Here is a 17,749-nt window from a genome sequence, read left to right on the forward strand (position 1 = left end):
GACTTTACCTAATGCAGCCGCGGGTTTGCACCCTGGCCCTTGTCGTCGATCACCAGGCCGCGGTGGAAGCGGTCGAGCGTGAAGGGGGCGTTGAACTCGTGCGGCTGATCCTTGGCGATGGTCCAGGCGAAGCACCAGCCGGAAGCCGGCGTCGCCTTGAAGCCGCCATAGCACCAGCCGCAGTTGAGATACATGCCGGGCAGGGGGCCGGTAGTGATGATCGGCGAGCCGTCCATCGACATGTCGCAGACGCCGCCCCAGGAGCGCAGCATGCGCACGCGGGCAAGGCCCGGAAACAGCGCCAGCATCTCGCTCATCACTTCGTCGACGATGGGCAGGTTGCCGCGCTGGGCGTAGCTGTTGTAGCCGTCGATGTCGCCGCCATAGATGAGGCCGCCCTTGTCCGACTGCGACATGTAGAAATGCCCCATGCCGAAGGTGACGACGGTGTCGATGAAAGGCTTCAGCGATTCGGTGACGAAGGCCTGCAGCACGTGGCTCTCGATCGGCATCGTCTCGACGCCGGCCAACTGCATGACGCGCCCGGTGCTGCCGGCGACCGTCACGGCCACTTTTTTGGCGCGGATGTCGCCGCGCGACGTCGTGACGCCGGTGACGCGGTCGCCGTCGCGCAGGAAGCCGGTGACCTCGCAATTCTCGATGATGTCGACGCCGCGCCGGTCGGCGCCGCGCGCATAGCCCCAGGCGACCGCATCGTGGCGGGCGGTGCCGGCGCGCCGCTGCATCAGGCCGCCGACCACGGGGAAGCGTGCGCTGTCGGAGATATCGAGCGCCGGGATCAGGCGTTTGATCTGCGCTGGCGTCATCAATTCAGCATCGACGCCGAGATGGCGCATGGCGTTGCCGCGCCGTGCATAATCGTCGAACTGGGCCGGCGTGTGCGCCAGGTTCAGGCAGCCGCGCTGGGAGAACATGACGTTGTAATTCAACTCGTGCGACAGGTTCTCCCACATCTTCATCGAATGCTCGTAGAAGCGGGTGTTGGCGGGCAGCAGATAGTTCGAGCGCACGGCCGTCGTGTTGCGGCCGACATTGCCGGAGCCGAGCCAACCCTTTTCCAGCACCGCGACATTGGTGATACCGTGCTCCTTGGCGAGATAGTAGGCGGTTGCCAGCCCGTGACCGCCGCCACCGATGATGATGACATCATAGGACGCCTTCGGATCCGGCTTGCGCCAGGCCGGTTTCCAGTCCTTGTTTCCCTTGAGCGCGTTCGCGAGCAGCGAAAAGGCCGAGTACTCTGCCATCATTGTCATCCGGTTCGGGCGATGCGGCAGACTATAGAGCAGGCCGCATCCGCAAAGCCAATATTGCGCCATCGCCTTTCGACTGGCCGACGCCCGCGATCGGATCAGTGGAGCGATCGGATGCGACGGCTTGCCCCATGATATGGCCGTCTTTATCAATGACAGGCTTTTTAGATGCCTTTGCTGCTCGTGAGTCGCCAACAAATCATGCTTTTCCGGTTGCTTCGCCTCATTTTGATCCTAGCGCTTGTCGTCTCGGCGCCGCCTTCGTTTGACGCGATGGCGCAAGCGCTCGGTCAGGGCGCTGCCGGATTGATCACCGATCAGCAGAAAGTCATCCAGGGCCTGACGGCCAAGACTGACGACCTCGAGAAGAAAATACAGCAGGACGGTGAGGACGATGCCTCACTCGTCGATATTCGTCTGCAACTGGAGGACGTGTCGCGTGCGGCACTTACCAGTGCGCTGGCGTTTCGTTCGCGCCTCACCGACATCAACAATCGGATCGAGGTGCTGGGCCCGCCACCCGCGGCGGGGCAGCCGCAGGAGCCTGACATAGTGACAGGCGAACGCCAGGCGTTGGCGTCGGAAAAGGCCGAGATCAACGCAGTCGTCGCCAGCGCGCAGAACCTGTCGATCCGCATCAGCGGGCTGGTCGACAAGATCGGCAACATGCGCAGCGCGCTGTTCCGCAACCTTTTGACCAAGCGCTACGTGCTGTCCGATGCCCTGAGCCCTGAGGTCTTCTCCGACGCCCATGACGAATACGCCAACCTGTACAAGGCGGTGTCGTCCTGGCTGATCTTCGCTTTCAAGTTCAAGTTTAAGGCCATCCTGGCAGCGACCTTCGTGGCGCTCGGACTGGCGCTGGTGCTGCTGGTCGGGGGCAGGCGGCTGTTCGGGCGGGTCTTCGAAGCCGACCCGACGGTCGAGCAACCGTCCTATCTCAGCCGTCTATCGGTGGCGTTCTGGTCGACTTTGCTGCCGTCATTGGCGGTCAGCGTATTCCTGGCCTCCACGGTGTTCTTATTCAACTATTACAATGTGTTGCGTGGCGACATCGGGGTCTTCCTGAACGCGCTGGCGGCTGTCATCGCTGTGGTGTTCGGCGTCAACCGGCTGACCAATGCGGCGCTCGAGCCGCGGCTGCCGAACTGGCGGCTCATTCCCGTCGAAACCGGCCCGGCGCGCTGGCTGGTGCGGCTGACGACCGCCATGGCAGTGGTCATCGGCGTCAACTATTTCCTGTCGATCGTCAACGACAAGATGGGCTCGCCGCTGTCGCTGACCATTGCCCGCAGTTTCGGCGCCACGATCATCTTTGGCGTGATCCTGATCCTGATGGCGATGCTGCGGCCGTTCAGGGCGCGTGACGGAAGCTGGCGGCCGTGGCCGGCATGGCTGCGCTACATGGCGCTCGCGCTCGGTTTGTTCACCATCGCTGCGGCCTTGCTCGGCTATATTGGCCTTGCCATCTTTGTCTCGGTGCAAGTGTTGGTCACCGGCACCATCCTCATCACTTCCTATATCGGCTTCCTGTCGGCGCGGGCGATCGGCGAGGAGGGCGCTTTCGCCGACACGTCCGTTGGGCGCTGGCTGTCGGCCAATTCGAGTTACGATGACGCCGCCCTCGATCAACTCGGCCTCGCCGTCAGCGTCGCCATCAACTTGATGATCGTGCTGGTCTTCCTGCCGCTGATCCTGTTGATGTGGGGTTTCCAGCCCGGCGACATCGAGGCCTGGGCCTACAGGCTGGCAACCGGGATCACCGTCGGTTCGGTGACGATTTCGGTCACCGGCATCCTTTCCGGCATCGTCGTCTTCATCATCGGCTATTTCCTGACGCGCTGGTTCCAGGGCTGGCTCGACGGTTCGGTGATGGCGCGCGGCAAGGTCGATACCGGAGTGCGCAACTCGATCCGGCTGGCGGTCGGCTACTCCGGTGTTGCGCTGGCGGCACTGGTCGGCATTTCGGCTGCGGGCATCGACCTGTCCAATCTAGCGCTGGTCGCCGGTGCCCTCTCTCTCGGCATCGGCTTTGGCCTGCAGAATGTGGTGTCCAATTTCGTCTCCGGCCTGATTCTTTTGGCCGAGCGGCCATTCAAGGTCGGCGACTGGATCGTCGCCGGCGATGTCAGCGGCACCGTCAAGAAGATCAGCGTGCGCGCCACCGAGATCGAGACGTTCCAGCGGCAGTCGGTGATCCTGCCCAATTCGAACCTGATCAACAACGCCGTCGGCAACTGGACGCATCGCAACAAGCTTGGCCGGGTCGACATCAAGGTCGGCGTCGCCTATGGCAGCGACGTCAAAAAGGTTCACGCCATCCTGACGGAGATTGCACGCGGCCACCCGATGGTGCTGAAGAATCCGGAACCTTTCGTGCTGTTTTCCAATTTCGGCGCGGCAGCACTGGAATTCGAGATCCGCGTGTTCCTGGCCGATGTGATGAACGGCAATATCGCGCAGAACGACATCCGTTTTGCCGTGCTCGAGAAATTCAACGGCGAGCATATCGAGATTCCCTCGACGCCACGCGCTGTCGTCGAGGTCCGCAAGCCAGAGGCCTGGCCGACCGACGACGACAAGATCGAGGCCGATTTCGTCGAACAGGAGCAGGCCAAGGTGGAAGCCGCGGCCGAAGCAAAAAAGCTCGCCAAGACGGGACGCAAGGCGCGCAAGCCCGATCCGGACTAGGCGTGTAGTCAGTCAACTGCCCCTTGAACGGGTGCGCTCGCAACCGGGCAAAGCCAATTGCGGCATGAATGCGGCATTCAGTTGCGGTTCAGCTTCCATCTCATATAAGCTCCCATGCAAAGGCGAAAATGCCTTGCGAAATGCAACAGAGGCGGTGGGAACACCGATATTGCAACATGTGGAAGTCTCTCGTCGCTGCCGTCGCTTTGGCCGCTGCCATCGGCTCGACCCATGCCGCCAGCGCGGTCAACAAGGACGCCGAGACCCGCACGCTGATCGTGACGGAGGGCGGCAGCAAATCAGACCTTGCGCTGGCCGCTGGCGAAACCGTTGAATTCTGCCCGAACGGTTGCTTCGTCACCTTGCCCAATGGCGATCTCGAAGCCCTGACCGGCTCGGAAACGGTCGAGATCTCGGGCGGCGTTGCCCGCATCAAGTAATCCCCGACGGCATGACAGGAAAGGCCGGGCATTTGCCCGGCCTTTTATTGTTTTCGGTAGCGTTTGCTTAACAATGAAGCCGGAAATACCGCCGCAACAACCGCCTGCATCCGGGCGTTTTAACGTTCGCTATGCCGTTCCCGGCTATACCAGCTTCAAGACGCCGAAACGCGGCGCGCAACGAGGCTCCGGTTTTCCGGATCATACGATGGTAGGGCAGGACGGGTTATGGATGCGAGGTCGGACAGGAACGCAATACCGTTTGCGGTCGATCTCGACGGCACGCTGATTGCTACCGACCTGTTGTGGGAAGGGCTGTTCATCCTTCTCAAAAAGAACCCGCTCTATATCTTCCTCGTGCCTTTCTGGGCCGCCGGCGGCCCGGCCCGGTTGAAGCAGGCGATCGCCCAGCGCATCGACATCGATCCGGCATCGCTGCCCTATCGCGAGGCGTTGCTCTGCCGCCTCCGGACCGAGCACGCCGAAGGCCGCAAGATCGTGCTGGCGACCGGCACGCCGCGCAAGTTCGCCGATGCCATCGCTGCCCATCTCGGCATTTTCGACCGGGTGATGGCCACCGACGGCTTCGACAATCTCACCTCCGGCAAGAAGCGCGCCTCACTGATCGCGGCCTATGGCGACGGCGGCTTCGATTACGCCGGCAACAGCCGCCACGACCTCCAGGTCTTCGACGCGGCGCGCACGGCGATCGTGGTGGCGCCCGACCGTCATGCCGCGCGCTGGCAGGCAGCACACGGCGCCGAGACGATGCCGACGCCGAAGCCGACATTGCGAACCGTCGTCAAGATGTTGCGCGTGCATCAGTGGCTCAAGAACTCGCTGATCGCCGTGCCGATGGTGCTGTCGCATGAATACTTCAACACCGCCATGATCTGGCAATGCCTGCTGGCGTTCGTCTCGTTCAGCGCGGTGGCGTCGGCCATCTACATCCTCAACGATTTCTTCGACCTTGCGCTCGACCGCAAGCACGCCACCAAGCGCAACCGGCCGTTCGCCAGCGGCGCGCTGTCGATCCCGTTCGGCCTTGGCGCGATCGCGGTGCTGCTGGCGATCGGCATCGCCACCGGGTTGCTTTTGTCGCCCGAATTCCTGGCCGTGCTTGGCGGCTACATGGTGGTCACGACGGCCTATTCGCTGTCGTTCAAGCGGATGCTGCTTGTCGACGTGCTGACGCTTGCAGGCCTCTACACGATCCGCGTCCTGGCGGGTGCGGCCGCGACCGGTGTCGACGTCTCGTTCTGGCTGCTCGCTTTCTCGATCTTCTTCTTCCTGTCGCTGGCGTTGGTGAAGCGCTTCGTCGAACTGCGCACCACCGCCATTCCGCCCGGCGAGCGCATTGCCGGCCGTGGCTATCGCACCGAAGACCAGGAGATCGTCGCCCAGGCCGGAATGGCTTCGGCCTTCTCCTCGGCGCTGGTGCTGGCGCTCTACATGGACAGCGTCGCGGTGCGCGAGCTTTATCCGCATCCGTGGCTGATCTGGCCGCTGGCGCCGATCGTGCTTTATCTCACTATGCGCGTCTGGATTCTGGCGCGCCGCGACGAGATGCATGACGACCCGGTCGTCTTCATCATCCGCGACTGGCGCAGCCAGATCGTGGTGCTGATCGGCGCGGTGATGCTGGTCATCGGAGGCTGGTAGGGGATGGCCGCCGAACGCTTCCCGAGCTTTGGTCTTGCCACGCCGCCGGCACCACGCGCGATCGGTGCCGACCATGGCATTGCGCTGCTGAAGGGCGGCCAGGCCAAGCCGGCGTCGCTGCTCGCCTATGGCAACGGCCGTTCCTACGGCGATTCTTGCCAGAACGAGGCCGGCACGGTCGTCGACATGCGGTCCTTGAATACCATCCGCGCCTTCAATGCCGAGACAGGCCTTCTTGAGGCCGATGGCGGCGTGCTGCTATCCGACATCATCGCACACGCTGCCCCTTACGGCTTCTTCCCGGCGGTTGTTCCAGGCACGCAATTCGTCACGCTCGGCGGCGCCATCGCCAATGATGTGCATGGCAAGAACCATCATCGGCGCGGCACCTTCGGCTGCCATGTCGAGACCTTGACGCTGCTCAGGTCCGACGGAAAGACCCGCCGCTGTTCGGCGACCGACAATGCGCGGCTGTTTCGGGCGACGATCGGCGGAATGGGGCTGACCGGCCTCATCCTGTCGGCCTCGATCCGGCTGATGCGGGTGCCTTCGCTCGTCATCGTCGAGACGGCGACGCCGTTTCGCGATCTCGGCGAATTTTTCGGTCTGGCCGAGGCGGCCGACCAGGCCAATGAGTACGCGGTCGCCTGGATCGACCAGTTGGCCGGTGGCCGCAACAGTGGTCGCGGCCTGCTGTTTACCGGCAATCACGCCGAGCACGGCTCGCATGCCGCCGCGCGCGCCGGCGGCACGCTATCGGTGCCGGTCCAGCCGCCTTTCAATGTCCTTAACCGGCCGTTCCTGACCGCCTTCAATGGCGCATACAGGTGGAAGAAGGGACGGTCCGCGGCGCCGCGCCAGGTCGGATACCAGGGCTTCTTCTTTCCGCTTGATGGCGTGCGCGACTGGAACCGGCTTTACGGACCGAAAGGGCTTTTCCAGCACCAGAGCGTGGTCCCTGAAGAGACGGCGCACGAGGTGGTGCCGGCGCTGCTGGCGGCAGCAAGGCGGGCCGGGCAGAACTCGTTCCTTACCGTGCTGAAGCGGTTCGGCTCAATCCGCTCGCCGGCGCTGCTGTCGTTCCCGCGTCCCGGCTATACGCTGACGCTGGACTTCCCCAACAGGGGGGCGGCAACGCTCGCGCTGCTGCGGGAACTCGATCGCATCACCGTCGAGGCCGGCGGCGCGGTCAACCCCTATAAGGATGCCCGCATGGGCGCCGACATCTTCGCTTCGTCCTTTCCCGAATGGCAGCGGCTGGAGGCGTTGCGCGATCCCGCCTTCATGTCGTCATTCTGGGCTCGGACGGCAAGGAAACTCGATGCGCGACGCGGCACGGTCGAGGCGGCGGAATAGATAAAACTTGAGTAATTCTTGGTTATCGAATCGTTAAATTGACGATTCACTCAAAACATTCTTGTGGCTTCACGAAATGTTTGCGGGTTTGTAATAGGAAGCGTGAAGGGGTGGTTGGGAACACATGAAATACATCGTCTTCATTCTCTTTACGGTCATGACCAATGCCGCTGCGCAGCTGATGCTGAAGCAAGGCATGATGTCGCTCGGGCCGATCTCGTTCGAGGGCGTCAATCCCCTGGTCAAGCTGTTGCAGATCGTCTTCAGCCCCTGGGTGTTCCTGGGCCTGTGCACCTTCGTCATCTCGATGGCCTCGCACCTCTATGTGCTGTCCAAGGTCGAGCTTTCCTTCGCCTATCCGTTCCTCAGCCTCGCCTATGTCGCCGTCGCCATCTTCGCCTATTTCGTCTTCCGCGAGGACCTCAATGGCTGGCGCATCGCCGGCATCGCCTGCATCTGCGTCGGCACGGTGCTGATCGCGCAAAGCGGGCGCGGGCATGAGGCGCAAACGGCTTCGCTTTCTTCCGACAAGATTCACAGCGAGACTATCCAATGAGACATGTGATTTTCGGTGGCGACGGTTTCGTCGGTCGCCATCTAGCCCCGAAGCTTGTCGCCGATGGTGAAGAGGTTGTCGTCGCCGACATCGTCAGGAGCGACCTGCCGCACTACCGCAATGTCCGCTTTATCAAGTGCGATGTCACCGATCCGGCCTCGGTCGCCGCGGTTGGGCTGAAGGCCGACGACATGGTCTACAATTTGTCGGCCAAGATGCTGTCGCCGATCCAGGTTCGCGCCAAACGGCATGATTTCTTCTTCCCGGTCAATTTCCATGGCACCGAGCACATCATGCAGGCGATGGACAAGGCCGGCGCACCCAAGCTTGTCCACTACACGACCGACATGATTTACGGCCACACGGTCACCCAGCCGATGACGGAGGAGCATCCGGTCGCGCCGCTTGGCGAATATGGCTGGTCGAAACAGAAGACCGAGGAACTGGCCGCCGAATGGCGCAAGCGTGGCATGTCGATCTCACTGTTCCGCCCGCGCCTGATCATCGGCCCCGGCCGGCTCGGCATTCTGGAAAAACTGTTCAAGCTGATCGACTGGAGCTTTCCGGTGCCGATGATCGGTTCGGGCAGAAACCCCTATCAGTTCATCTCGGTGTTCGACTGCGCCGAAGCCGCGCGCGCCGCCTGGAAGGCCGGGGTGCCTGATGAGGCCTATAATCTGGGCTCGCTCAACCCGCCGCCGGTCAAGAAACTGCTCGGCGACCTGATCAGACATGCGGGTTCTAAATCGATCCTGATCCCGACGCCGGGCTGGGCGGTGAAGCGCACGCTCGACCTGCTCGACCTGATGAACATGCCGATCATGGATCCGGAGCAATATCTGATCGCCGACGAAGAGTGCGTGCTCGATGTCTCCAAGGCGGAACGCCAGCTCGGCTGGGTGCCGCAATATCGCGACGAGGACATGCTGATCGCCGCCTACAGCGAGTACCGCGCCAAGAAGGCCGGTCACGCCGTCGCCACCAAACACGTGCCTGCCGAATAGCGGCTCGCAAAACAGCTTTCGTTGCGCACGATCCTGGTCATGCGCGCAGACAGGAGATTGAAATGACCGTCATGGCCAAGCCCGAACAGACGAGCGCGCGCACCATTGTCAGCGCGCCGGCGCTGTCGCCCGCCACCATCGCCAAGCCCGACCTGATCAGCGTCGAGCAGGCCAAGGCGATGGACGTCGCTGTGATGACCGACCTGTTCAAGGCGCATCTCAATCCCGGCCAGCTGCATTTCATGAAGCTGCTCGGTTTCCACAAGATCAAGATCGAGCGTGCCGAGGGCATGTTCTACATCGACCAGAACGGCCGCAAGATCCTCGATTTCTTCGGCGGCTTTGGTTCGCTGGCCTTTGGCCACAACCATCCGCGCATTCTGGAAGCGCGGAAAAAATTCCAGGAGGAGAAACGCCAGGAGATCGCCATCGCCTTCATGTCGCAATATGCGGCGGCCCTCGCGCACAACATCGCCAAATGCTCACCCGGCGATCTCGACATGGTGTTCCTCGGCTCGTCAGGCTCAGAGGCGATGGAAGCGGCGGTCAAGCTCGCCGAGCGCGCCGCAGGCCCGAAGCGGCCAAAAATCGCCTATGCCGAGAATTCCTTTCACGGCAAGACCAAGGGCGTGCTGGGCATCACCGACGGCCAGCTTTATCGCGCCGACTTCAAGATGGCGGAGAATACGGTCCGCATCCCCTTTGCCGACATTGAAGCGGTCGAGCGCCTGTTCCGCTCCGACCCGGAGGTCGGTGTCATCGTGCTCGAAACCATCCAGGGTGGCGGCGGCATCATCCAGGCTCCGGCCGAATACTGGCAGAAGCTGCGCGCGCTCTGCGACCAATATGGCGTGCTGTGGGTCGCCGACGAAGTGCAGTGCGGCTATGGCCGCTCGGGCCGCTTCTACGCCTTCGAGCATTACGGCGTGGTTCCTGACGTGACGGCGCTGGCCAAGTCGCTTGGTGCCGGCAAGGCGGCGGTTGGCGCGATGATTGCCCGGCGCGAGGTCTATATGAAGGCCTACGGCACGCCGAAGACGGCGATGATCCATGCGATGGCGACCTTCGGCGGCATGGGCGAGGCCTGCATCACCTCGATCGAGGGGCTCAACGTGCTCTATGACGAGGGGCTGATCGACAACGCTGCGGTCACCGGCGATTACCTGCTGCAGCGGCTGCAGGCGCTTAAGGACAAATATCCCAAGATCATCAAGGACGTCCGCGGCAAGGGCTTCATGGTCGGCCTGGAGTTCCACGACTTCTCGCAGACCTTGCCGATGGTGCTGCGGCCGATCGTCAGCGTGCTCGACGACAAGCTGAAAGGCTCGCTGTCGGGCTTCATCGGCGCGCTCTTGCTGCGTGACTATGACGTGCTCGTCGCCTTCACCGAATACAATCGCAACGTCATCCGGCTCGAGCCGCCGCTGATCTGCCAGCGCGAGCATGTCGACCGTTTCGTCGATGCCTTCGACAGCCTGCTGTCGCGCGGCATCGTGTCGATCGTCAAGGATTTCGTCAAAAGCCAAGTCCGTTAAAGCGAAGGTCGCTGAGCAAAATCATGCTGACCAAGTCTCCCGCTGAGAAAAATTCACTCGACCGGCTCACCGAGGCCGGCCTGACGTGGGGTGAGGGGACCTATGCGCGTTTGGCGGCACCCATCGGCGCGGCGGCTTTCGCGCTCTACATCCTGCTGACGGCGTTCACGGCATGGGTGATGCCGGACGCCAACTGGGACATGCTGCCCTATCTCGCCATCGCCGAGGAAGGCACCTATCCCGATGCGCAGGCGCTGCACGACTATGCCTACAGCACCGTCAAGGCCGGCGTGTCGGCGGGCGAGTACAAGACGCTGACCGACGATGGCGGCGGCTTCCGCAGCCATATGGCGGAGAATGCCGCCGACTTCCATTCGCTGCTCGGAATGTATCGGATCAAGTTCCTCTATGCCGAGATCCTGTCGACGATGAGTTCGGCGATGTCGCCGGTGGAGGCGATGCGGCTGGTCTCGGTGTTGTCCGTGCTGTTGTTCGGCGCGATCGCGCTGCTCTGGCTGCGCTCGGAGCATGCACTGGCGCTGGCGCCTGTGGTCGGCGCGGTGCTGATCATGGCCGACTTCGGCGGCGCGGCGCGTGCCTCGACGCCTGACCTGTTGTGCTCGGCGCTGTTCCTCGGCGGGCTTTACGCCTATGTCCGCGGCCGCGAGGCGGCAACGGCGATCCTGCTCTTCCTTGCCTTCATGGCGCGGCCGGACAATATTGTTTTCCTTGCCATTTTCGCTGTGTTGCTGGTCGTTTTCCGGCAGAAGGCATGGGGCGCGCTGGCTGGCTTCGCGGTGTCCTTCGTCGCCTATTTCGCCATTTCGCACTGGGCCCTTCACCCCGGCTGGTGGCCACATCTGTGGTTCTCCAGCATCCAGCAGCACTACAATATGGACGGGTTCGAGCCGCCATTTTCGATCGCTGCCTATCTGCGGGCGTTCGCCACGTCGCTGCTGCGCGCCATCAGCCTGAACAGCTGGGTCGGCGTGTCGGTGCTGGCTTTGGCCGGCTGGTACGCGGCAGGCCGCGCCGGCTTCCGCCTCGAGCGTCGCGCCGGCATACTGTTTGCGGCGCTGGTGCTCGGTGTGCTGGCGAAATTTGCCGTGTTCCCGATCCACGACACTCGCATCTATTTCCCCAATCTGATCCCGCCATTCCTGCTGCTGGCGACGCCGCTGATGGCGCTGTGGGCAACAGCGGCCCGTGGCCAGCATCGCGCCGCCCTGCACGTCCTTCCCGGAGACAAGTCATGAGTTCAGTATCCAACCTGGCGCGTGTTGCCCTGTCGCTTGGTCTTCCCAGTGGACTTCTCGATCGCGGGCCGTCGCTACGCGGCACGAAATTCCTGGCCAAGGCGGCGCTGAAGGCGCGCTTCGGCGGATCAGGGCGACCGTTCCAGATGGTCAATGTCGGCGCCTGCGACGGCGCGTTGTTCGATGACGTCACGCCGTGGCTGCACCGCATAGCTGGTGCCCGCGCCATGCTGGTCGAGCCGATCCCGTACAATCAGAAGCGGTTGCGCGCTAACTATCCCGATACGAGCCGGTTCATCATCGAGCCGGTGGCTGTCACCAAGACGAAGGGCACGATCACCGTCCACACCTTCGATGCCGCCGCACTCGAGGCCGGCACGTTGCCGATCGAGTTCATCGGCTGCTCGTCGGTGACCGACACCAATCTGATGTCGGGCAAGAATGCCTGGGGCGAAGCCGACGCAAATTTCAACAAGTTCGCGCCGCATCTGAGAGATATCGAGGTGCCGTCGGAAACGCTGCAGACCCTGCTCGACCGCAACGGTATCAGCCATATCGATGCATTCCTCGTCGATTGCGAGGGCGCCGACTGGGTCGTCTTCGAACAACTCGACCTCAAGCGCTATCGCCCAGGCATGATCAAGGTCGAGGTCGGCGCGCTGCCGGCCGCCGAGATCGGCCAGGTCGTGGTCAAGCTGAAGACGTCAGGCTATCAGGTCGGCTTCCAGGCCGAGGATGTGTGGGCCTTCGCCTGAGTTGGCCTCCTTCGGCTGAAAAAGAACCGGCCGATGCGTCCCACGTGAACCATTCGGCCGTCTGGTCGCTCGGCTTTTTGCCAATGTCGCAAACAGGCTTCATCAGCGCCACCGCTCCGCCCTATAGTCCGCCCGCTTTATCACTTTGGAGTCGCGGGCAATGGCAGAGTTTCCGAAAAAGGCGAAGGTCGTCATCGTTGGCCTGGGCGGCATTGTCGGCGCATCAATCGCCCATCACCTGATCGAACGCGGCTGGGACGATATTGTCGGCATCGACAAGTCCGGCATCCCGACCGACATCGGCTCGACGGCGCATGCCTCCGACTTCTGCTACACCACCAGCCATGATTTCCTGTCGTGCTGGACGACGCTGTACTCCATCGATTTCTACGAGAAGATGGGCCATTACGCGCGCATCGGCGGCCTCGAAGTGGCTCGCGTTGGCGACGACAGCCGCATGGACGAGATCAAGCGCAAGATCGCCTCGGCCAAGGCCTTTGGCACGCGCGCCCGCCTCATCGAACCGGCCGAGATCAAGGAAAAATTTCCGCTGATCGAAGAAGGCATGGTGCAGGGCGGCCTGTGGGATCCCGATGCCGGTCTTGTCATCCCGCGTTCGCAGACCGTCGCCGGCAAACTGGTCGACCAGGCGGAAGCCTCCGGCAAGCTCAAATCCTTCGCCAACACGCCGGCAAAGTCGCTCATCGTCAAAGACGGCCGCATCACCGGCGTGGTGACCGATCGCGGCACCATCGAGGCCGATTATGTGGTGGTCTGCGCCGGCATCTGGGGCCGGCTGATCGCGGAGATGGTCGGCGAGGATCTGCCTGTCATGCCGATCGACCATCCGCTCACTTTCTTCGGCCCGTATAACGAGTTCGCCGGCACCGGCAAGGAGATCGGCTGGCCGCTGCTGCGTGATCAGGGCAATTCGGCCTATATGCGTGACACCGGCGATCCCAAGACCGCCGAGGGCGGGCAGATCGAATGGGGCTATTACGAAGAGACCAATCCGCGCCTTTGCCATCCACGGGACCTGCTGGAGAAGGACCAGGCCCGGCTTTCCCCGTCGCAGCGCGATCTCGACATGGAGCAGATCCTGGGACCGCTCGAACGCGCCATGGAACTGACGCCGATCCTGGGCGAACTCGGCTACAACGAGAGCCATTCCTTCAACGGTCTCTTGCAGGTGACGGCGGATGGCGGCCCCTCCATGGGCGAAAGCCAGAAGGTGAGGGGCCTGTGGTATGCCGTCGCCATCTGGGTCAAGGACGGGCCCGGCATGGGCAAGCTGATCGCCGACTGGATGACCGACGGCCGCACGGCGATCGACCATCACGCCATCGACTATGCGCGTTTCTATCCGCACCAGACGAAGGAGCAGTTCATCTGGGACCGCTGTACCGAGACGGCGATGAAGGTCTATAATCCGGCGGTGCATCCGCGCGAACCCTTCTCCAAGGCCCGCAACATCAGGCGCTCGCCGTTCTGGGAGCGCGAAAAGGAACTCGGCGGCTATTTCATGGAACTCGGCGGCTGGGAGCGCGCCCATGGCTATGCCGCCAATGAGCATCTTCTGGAAAAATACGGCAACCGCGTGCCGGTGCGCGAGAACGAGTGGGACAACCGCCATTTCTGGCGCGTTTCCAACGCCGAACATCTCGCCATGAGCGAGGATTGCGGCATCGTCAACCTGTCGCACTTCTCGATGTATGACGTCGAAGGGCCCGACCATGTCGCGTTGCTGGAATGGCTGTGCGCGGCCAAGATCGGCGGCGACAACAACATCGGCAAGGGCATCTACACCCACTTCCTCGACGAGGAAGGCATGGTGCGCGCCGACTTCACCGTCATCCGCATGGCTGACCGCTGTCGTTTGATCGACGGGGCGGACGCCGGCCCGCGCGACTTCCAGTACATGCGCCGCACCGCGCAGGACAAAGGTTTCGACGTCACGATCACCGACGTGACCGAGAAATACGTCACCATCGGCATCTGGGGTCCTAATGCCCGGGCGACCTTGCAGAAGGTGGTCGAGAATCCGGACGGGCTGTCGCTTGAAAACTTCCCGTTCGCGGCGATCAAGCCGGTCCGGATCGGCGGCAAGGACGTCACCGCCTTCCGCATCTCCTATGTCGGCGAGCAGGGTTGGGAACTGCATATGCGCTACGAGGATGGTCTCGCCGTCTGGGACGCGCTGCGCTCGACCGGCGTGATGCCCTTTGGCGTCGAAACCTATGCCAACACGCGCCGCATGGAAAAGAGCCTGCGCCTGCAGAATGCCGACCTGCTGACCGAGTACAATCTGCTCGAAGCCGATCTAGCCCGTCCGAAGGTCAAGGAGAACGATTTCTGCGGCAAGGCCAGGCATGTCGAGTACCGCGCGCGCGAGCACCAGCCGGCCACGCTGTGCACGCTGGTGATGACCGAGAATGTCGATTCGAAAGGCGTTGCCCGCTATCCCGTCGGCACGATGCCGGTGATGGACCCGAAGACGGGCGAAACGCTGGTCGACGAACTCGGGCGCCGGTCGTTCACGACGTCGATGGCCTATGGTCCGACCATCGGCAAGAACATCGGCCTCGCCTATCTGCCGTGGGCGTTTGCCCAGGAAGGCCGCAAGCTCGCCATCGAGTATTTCGGTGAGACCTATCCGGTCGAAGTCGCGGCGGTCGGCTACAAGCCGCTTTATGACCCGGAAAACCTCAAGCCGCGCAGCTGAGCGCCGGCAAGCGCGAAACAGCGTGAACGCGAAGCCCGGCTCTTGGCCGGGCTTTTCACTTTTTAATCGGACGATTCTCGCTTACCCTTGCGGCATGTCTGCTTTTTCATGCGCGAGACATGTCTTGTCGGGCGGCGCCGCGATCGCAATGATGCTCTGGCTGACGCCGGTGTCCCTCGCGGATGAACCGGTCGATGTCGAGCTGGTGCTGGCCGTCGATGTTTCCCTGTCGATGTCGCCCGATGAACTCGAGATCCAGCGGCACGGCTACGCAGCGGCGCTGACGCACGACAACGTGCTGCAGGCGATCGCCGACGGCGCTCATGGCAAGATCGCCGTCACCTATGTCGAGTGGGCCGGCACCACCTGGCAGCGCGTCATCGTGCCTTGGACGGTGATCGCCAATCGCGCCGACGCGGAGCGTGTGGTTGCGCAATTGTCGGCCCAGCCGCCCGGCAGCGCGCGGCGCACCTCGATCTCCGGCGCGCTGGAGTTCGGCAGCGATCTTTTTGCTGAAAGCGGCTACCAGGGAGACAAGCGGGTCATCGACATTTCGGGTGACGGCCCCAACAACCAGGGCGCGCCCGTCAACCTCACCCGCGACGGGCTGGTCAAGCAAGGCATCGTCATCAACGGACTGCCGCTGATGACCCGAGGCGGCTTTTCCGGCGCCTACGACGTCAACAATCTCGATCGCTACTACAGCGACTGTGTCATCGGCGGTCCTGGGGCCTTCATGATCCCGGTCAACGACTGGACGCAATTTCCCGAAGCCATACGCCGCAAGCTGGTGCTGGAACTTGCCGGCCCAGCCTCACCGCAATGGGCGGCGGAAGAAGCCGCGCATCCGCCTGTCGTATTGGCGCAGGACGCGCCCGTCAGCGATTGCCTGGTCGGCGAGAAAATGTGGCGCAACCGCAGCTGGATGTTCGACAGCCGCTAGGCTTGCCTCTCCAACGGAAGCAATGGCAAACTGGCGAGGCCGCGCGATCGGGCGGCGGGGGCCGCGGTCAGAACCTAGGAAAACACCAGATGAAACGTCTTGCCATCCTGACTGCTGTCGCATCCGTGCTGTTTGCTGACGGCGCCAGCGCCCAATACAATGATGAGCCCGCCTGCATCATGTTCGAGCACGCAAATTTTCGCGGGCGGTCTATCGGCATGGGGTCCGACGATTCCGTGAATTTTCGCGGCGGTCAGTTCTGGAACGACCGCGTGTCGTCGGTGATCGTCCGCCGTGGCTGCACGCTCGTTGCCTATGAGGACTCGCGGATGGGCGGCCGTTCGATCGAGATCAGGCGCAGGGTCCGTAATTTCGGCGGCAGCGAATGGAACGACCGCATCTCGTCGGCGGAGTGTTATTGCAACGACTACTGAAGGCATGCCGGATTTCTGGCGGCTGATGCCGTTTCGGCGGCGGGCGGGCGATCCAGTGGGGCTATCGGCGCCGGCCCGCGTTGCACCTCACCATCCTGTTCATTGACAAGCCGATTGGCCTCTGTGACACAATTTCCGCAGAGAAAACAAAAGGGGAACTGACATGACCAGGATCGCCGTTCTTGCCGCAACATTGACACTTGCCGCCGGCTTGTCCGCACCGGCGATGGCTGCCACATCTGTCACCATTGGCATCAGCGGCTGGACCGGCTTCGCGCCGCTGACGCTTGCCAAGCAGGCAGGCCTGTTCGAGAAGCATGGCCTCGACGTAACCTTGAAGAAGGTGCCGCAAGCGAGCCGGCCGCTCGCCATCGCCAGCGGCGACCTGCAATGCGCCGCCACCACGGTCGAGACCTGGCTGGTCTGGAATGCCAGCGGCGTCACCACCAAGCAGATCTTCCAGCTCGACAAGTCCTATGGCGCCGACGGCATCGTCGTCCGCAACGACATCAAGACCGTCGCCGATCTCAAGGGCAAGAATGTCGCGTCCTCGGCACCCGGCACGTCACCCTATTTCATGCTCGCCTGGGTGCTGAACAAGAACGGCATGTCGACCAAGGATGTGACCGTCGTCAATCTGGAGCCGGACGCGGCGGCGCAGGCCTTCCTCGCCGGCCAGAACGACGCCGCGGTCACGTATGAGCCGTTCATCTCGGCGGTGCGCGGCAAATCCGACCAGGGCCATATCCTGGCGACGACACTCGACTACCCGATGGTGCTCGACACGGTCGGCTGCACGCCCGAATTCCTCAAGGCCAATCCGGATGCCGCCAAGGCACTTGCCGACAGCTATTTCGAAGCGCTCGACCTGATCAAGAGCGATCCGCAGAAATCCTACGAGATCATGGGCGCCGACGTGAAGCAGTCGGCCAAGGAGTTCGAGGATTCGGCGAAGTACCTGAAATGGGCCGACAAGGCCGAGAACAAGCAGTTCTTCACCAAGGAATTCCAGGACTTTTCCAAGACCGCCGGCGATCTTCTGCTGCAGATGGGGCTGATCAAGGAAGCGCCCGACGTCACCACGCTGGCCGATACCAGCGCGGTGTCGAACTGACAGTCCG

The 17,749-nt window shown here is 62.6% G+C and carries 14 protein-coding genes; 13 read left to right on the top strand and 1 reads right to left on the bottom strand.

Features of this window, described 5'->3' with window-relative positions; genetic code table 11:
* Nucleotides 1–8 precede the first annotated feature (8 nt).
* Nucleotides 9–1,268: a sarcosine oxidase subunit beta gene (locus tag AC1DZP_RS28805; protein WP_477228725.1), complete on the bottom strand. Its 1,260-nt coding sequence runs from the start codon at nt 1,266–1,268 to the stop codon at nt 9–11.
* Between the two features lie 207 nt (nt 1,269–1,475).
* On the opposite strand from AC1DZP_RS28805, the gene AC1DZP_RS28810 reads away from it, so the two are divergent.
* The 13 genes from AC1DZP_RS28810 (at nt 1,476) to AC1DZP_RS28870 (ending at nt 17,742) form a co-directional block, all read left to right on the top strand.
* Nucleotides 1,476–3,965, top strand: a complete 2,490-nt coding sequence (locus tag AC1DZP_RS28810; protein ID WP_477307099.1) for a mechanosensitive ion channel family protein — start codon at nt 1,476–1,478, stop codon at nt 3,963–3,965.
* A 176-nt stretch (nt 3,966–4,141) separates the two neighbouring features.
* Entirely contained in the window at nt 4,142–4,405 is a 264-nt protein-coding gene (locus AC1DZP_RS28815; RefSeq protein WP_167392187.1) for a hypothetical protein, read from the top strand.
* Between the two features lie 228 nt (nt 4,406–4,633).
* Complete coding sequence (locus tag AC1DZP_RS28820) at nt 4,634–6,067, top strand: UbiA family prenyltransferase (protein ID WP_477307101.1); 1,434 nt, start codon at nt 4,634–4,636, stop codon at nt 6,065–6,067.
* A gap of 3 nt (nt 6,068–6,070) precedes the next feature.
* On the top strand, nt 6,071–7,423 hold the full coding sequence (locus AC1DZP_RS28825) for an FAD-binding oxidoreductase (protein ID WP_477307103.1): 1,353 nt from the start codon (nt 6,071–6,073) through the stop codon (nt 7,421–7,423).
* Between the two features lie 124 nt (nt 7,424–7,547).
* Entirely contained in the window at nt 7,548–7,979 is a 432-nt protein-coding gene (locus tag AC1DZP_RS28830; RefSeq protein WP_095087322.1) for an EamA family transporter, read from the top strand.
* Nucleotides 7,976–8,983, top strand: coding sequence for an NAD-dependent epimerase/dehydratase family protein (locus tag AC1DZP_RS28835; protein WP_477307105.1), 1,008 nt, complete (start codon nt 7,976–7,978; stop codon nt 8,981–8,983). The genes AC1DZP_RS28830 and AC1DZP_RS28835 overlap by 4 nt, the downstream gene beginning before the upstream one ends.
* A 62-nt stretch (nt 8,984–9,045) precedes the next feature.
* Nucleotides 9,046–10,518, top strand: a complete 1,473-nt coding sequence (locus tag AC1DZP_RS28840) for an aspartate aminotransferase family protein (protein WP_477307107.1) — start codon at nt 9,046–9,048, stop codon at nt 10,516–10,518.
* A 23-nt stretch (nt 10,519–10,541) separates the two neighbouring features.
* Nucleotides 10,542–11,774, top strand: coding sequence for a hypothetical protein (locus AC1DZP_RS28845; protein WP_477307109.1), 1,233 nt, complete (start codon nt 10,542–10,544; stop codon nt 11,772–11,774).
* A complete protein-coding gene (locus tag AC1DZP_RS28850) occupies nt 11,771–12,529 on the top strand; it encodes an FkbM family methyltransferase (RefSeq protein ID WP_477307111.1) in 759 nt (252 codons plus the stop codon). The genes AC1DZP_RS28845 and AC1DZP_RS28850 overlap by 4 nt, the downstream gene beginning before the upstream one ends.
* Before the next feature lie 160 nt (nt 12,530–12,689).
* The gene (locus AC1DZP_RS28855; protein WP_477307113.1) at nt 12,690–15,251 is read left to right on the top strand and encodes a GcvT family protein; all 2,562 of its coding nucleotides are present in this window, start codon (nt 12,690–12,692) and stop codon (nt 15,249–15,251) included.
* A gap of 94 nt (nt 15,252–15,345) precedes the next feature.
* Entirely contained in the window at nt 15,346–16,194 is an 849-nt protein-coding gene (locus AC1DZP_RS28860; protein WP_477307115.1) for a DUF1194 domain-containing protein, read from the top strand.
* Between the two features lie 89 nt (nt 16,195–16,283).
* Nucleotides 16,284–16,628, top strand: coding sequence for a peptidase inhibitor family I36 protein (locus AC1DZP_RS28865; RefSeq protein ID WP_095087330.1), 345 nt, complete (start codon nt 16,284–16,286; stop codon nt 16,626–16,628).
* Nucleotides 16,629–16,791: 163 nt separating this feature from the next.
* Nucleotides 16,792–17,742, top strand: a complete 951-nt coding sequence (locus AC1DZP_RS28870; RefSeq protein ID WP_095087331.1) for an ABC transporter substrate-binding protein — start codon at nt 16,792–16,794, stop codon at nt 17,740–17,742.
* Nucleotides 17,743–17,749 lie beyond the last annotated feature (7 nt).

Source organism: Mesorhizobium sp. P2_F8 (assembly GCF_056403655.1).

What these genes read in the sequence shown, in the direction of transcription:
- AC1DZP_RS28805 (WP_477228725.1), bottom strand. Translation starts at nt 1,268, where the DNA reads ATGGCAGAGTACTCGGCCTTTTCGCTGCTCGCGAACGCGCTCAAGGGA.
- AC1DZP_RS28810 (WP_477307099.1), top strand. Translation starts at nt 1,476, where the DNA reads ATGCTTTTCCGGTTGCTTCGCCTCATTTTGATCCTAGCGCTTGTCGTC.
- AC1DZP_RS28815 (WP_167392187.1), top strand. Translation starts at nt 4,142, where the DNA reads ATGTGGAAGTCTCTCGTCGCTGCCGTCGCTTTGGCCGCTGCCATCGGC.
- AC1DZP_RS28820 (WP_477307101.1), top strand. Translation starts at nt 4,634, where the DNA reads ATGGATGCGAGGTCGGACAGGAACGCAATACCGTTTGCGGTCGATCTC.
- AC1DZP_RS28825 (WP_477307103.1), top strand. Translation starts at nt 6,071, where the DNA reads ATGGCCGCCGAACGCTTCCCGAGCTTTGGTCTTGCCACGCCGCCGGCA.
- AC1DZP_RS28830 (WP_095087322.1), top strand. Translation starts at nt 7,548, where the DNA reads ATGAAATACATCGTCTTCATTCTCTTTACGGTCATGACCAATGCCGCT.
- AC1DZP_RS28835 (WP_477307105.1), top strand. Translation starts at nt 7,976, where the DNA reads ATGAGACATGTGATTTTCGGTGGCGACGGTTTCGTCGGTCGCCATCTA.
- AC1DZP_RS28840 (WP_477307107.1), top strand. Translation starts at nt 9,046, where the DNA reads ATGACCGTCATGGCCAAGCCCGAACAGACGAGCGCGCGCACCATTGTC.
- AC1DZP_RS28845 (WP_477307109.1), top strand. Translation starts at nt 10,542, where the DNA reads ATGCTGACCAAGTCTCCCGCTGAGAAAAATTCACTCGACCGGCTCACC.
- AC1DZP_RS28850 (WP_477307111.1), top strand. Translation starts at nt 11,771, where the DNA reads ATGAGTTCAGTATCCAACCTGGCGCGTGTTGCCCTGTCGCTTGGTCTT.
- AC1DZP_RS28855 (WP_477307113.1), top strand. Translation starts at nt 12,690, where the DNA reads ATGGCAGAGTTTCCGAAAAAGGCGAAGGTCGTCATCGTTGGCCTGGGC.
- AC1DZP_RS28860 (WP_477307115.1), top strand. Translation starts at nt 15,346, where the DNA reads ATGTCTGCTTTTTCATGCGCGAGACATGTCTTGTCGGGCGGCGCCGCG.
- AC1DZP_RS28865 (WP_095087330.1), top strand. Translation starts at nt 16,284, where the DNA reads ATGAAACGTCTTGCCATCCTGACTGCTGTCGCATCCGTGCTGTTTGCT.
- AC1DZP_RS28870 (WP_095087331.1), top strand. Translation starts at nt 16,792, where the DNA reads ATGACCAGGATCGCCGTTCTTGCCGCAACATTGACACTTGCCGCCGGC.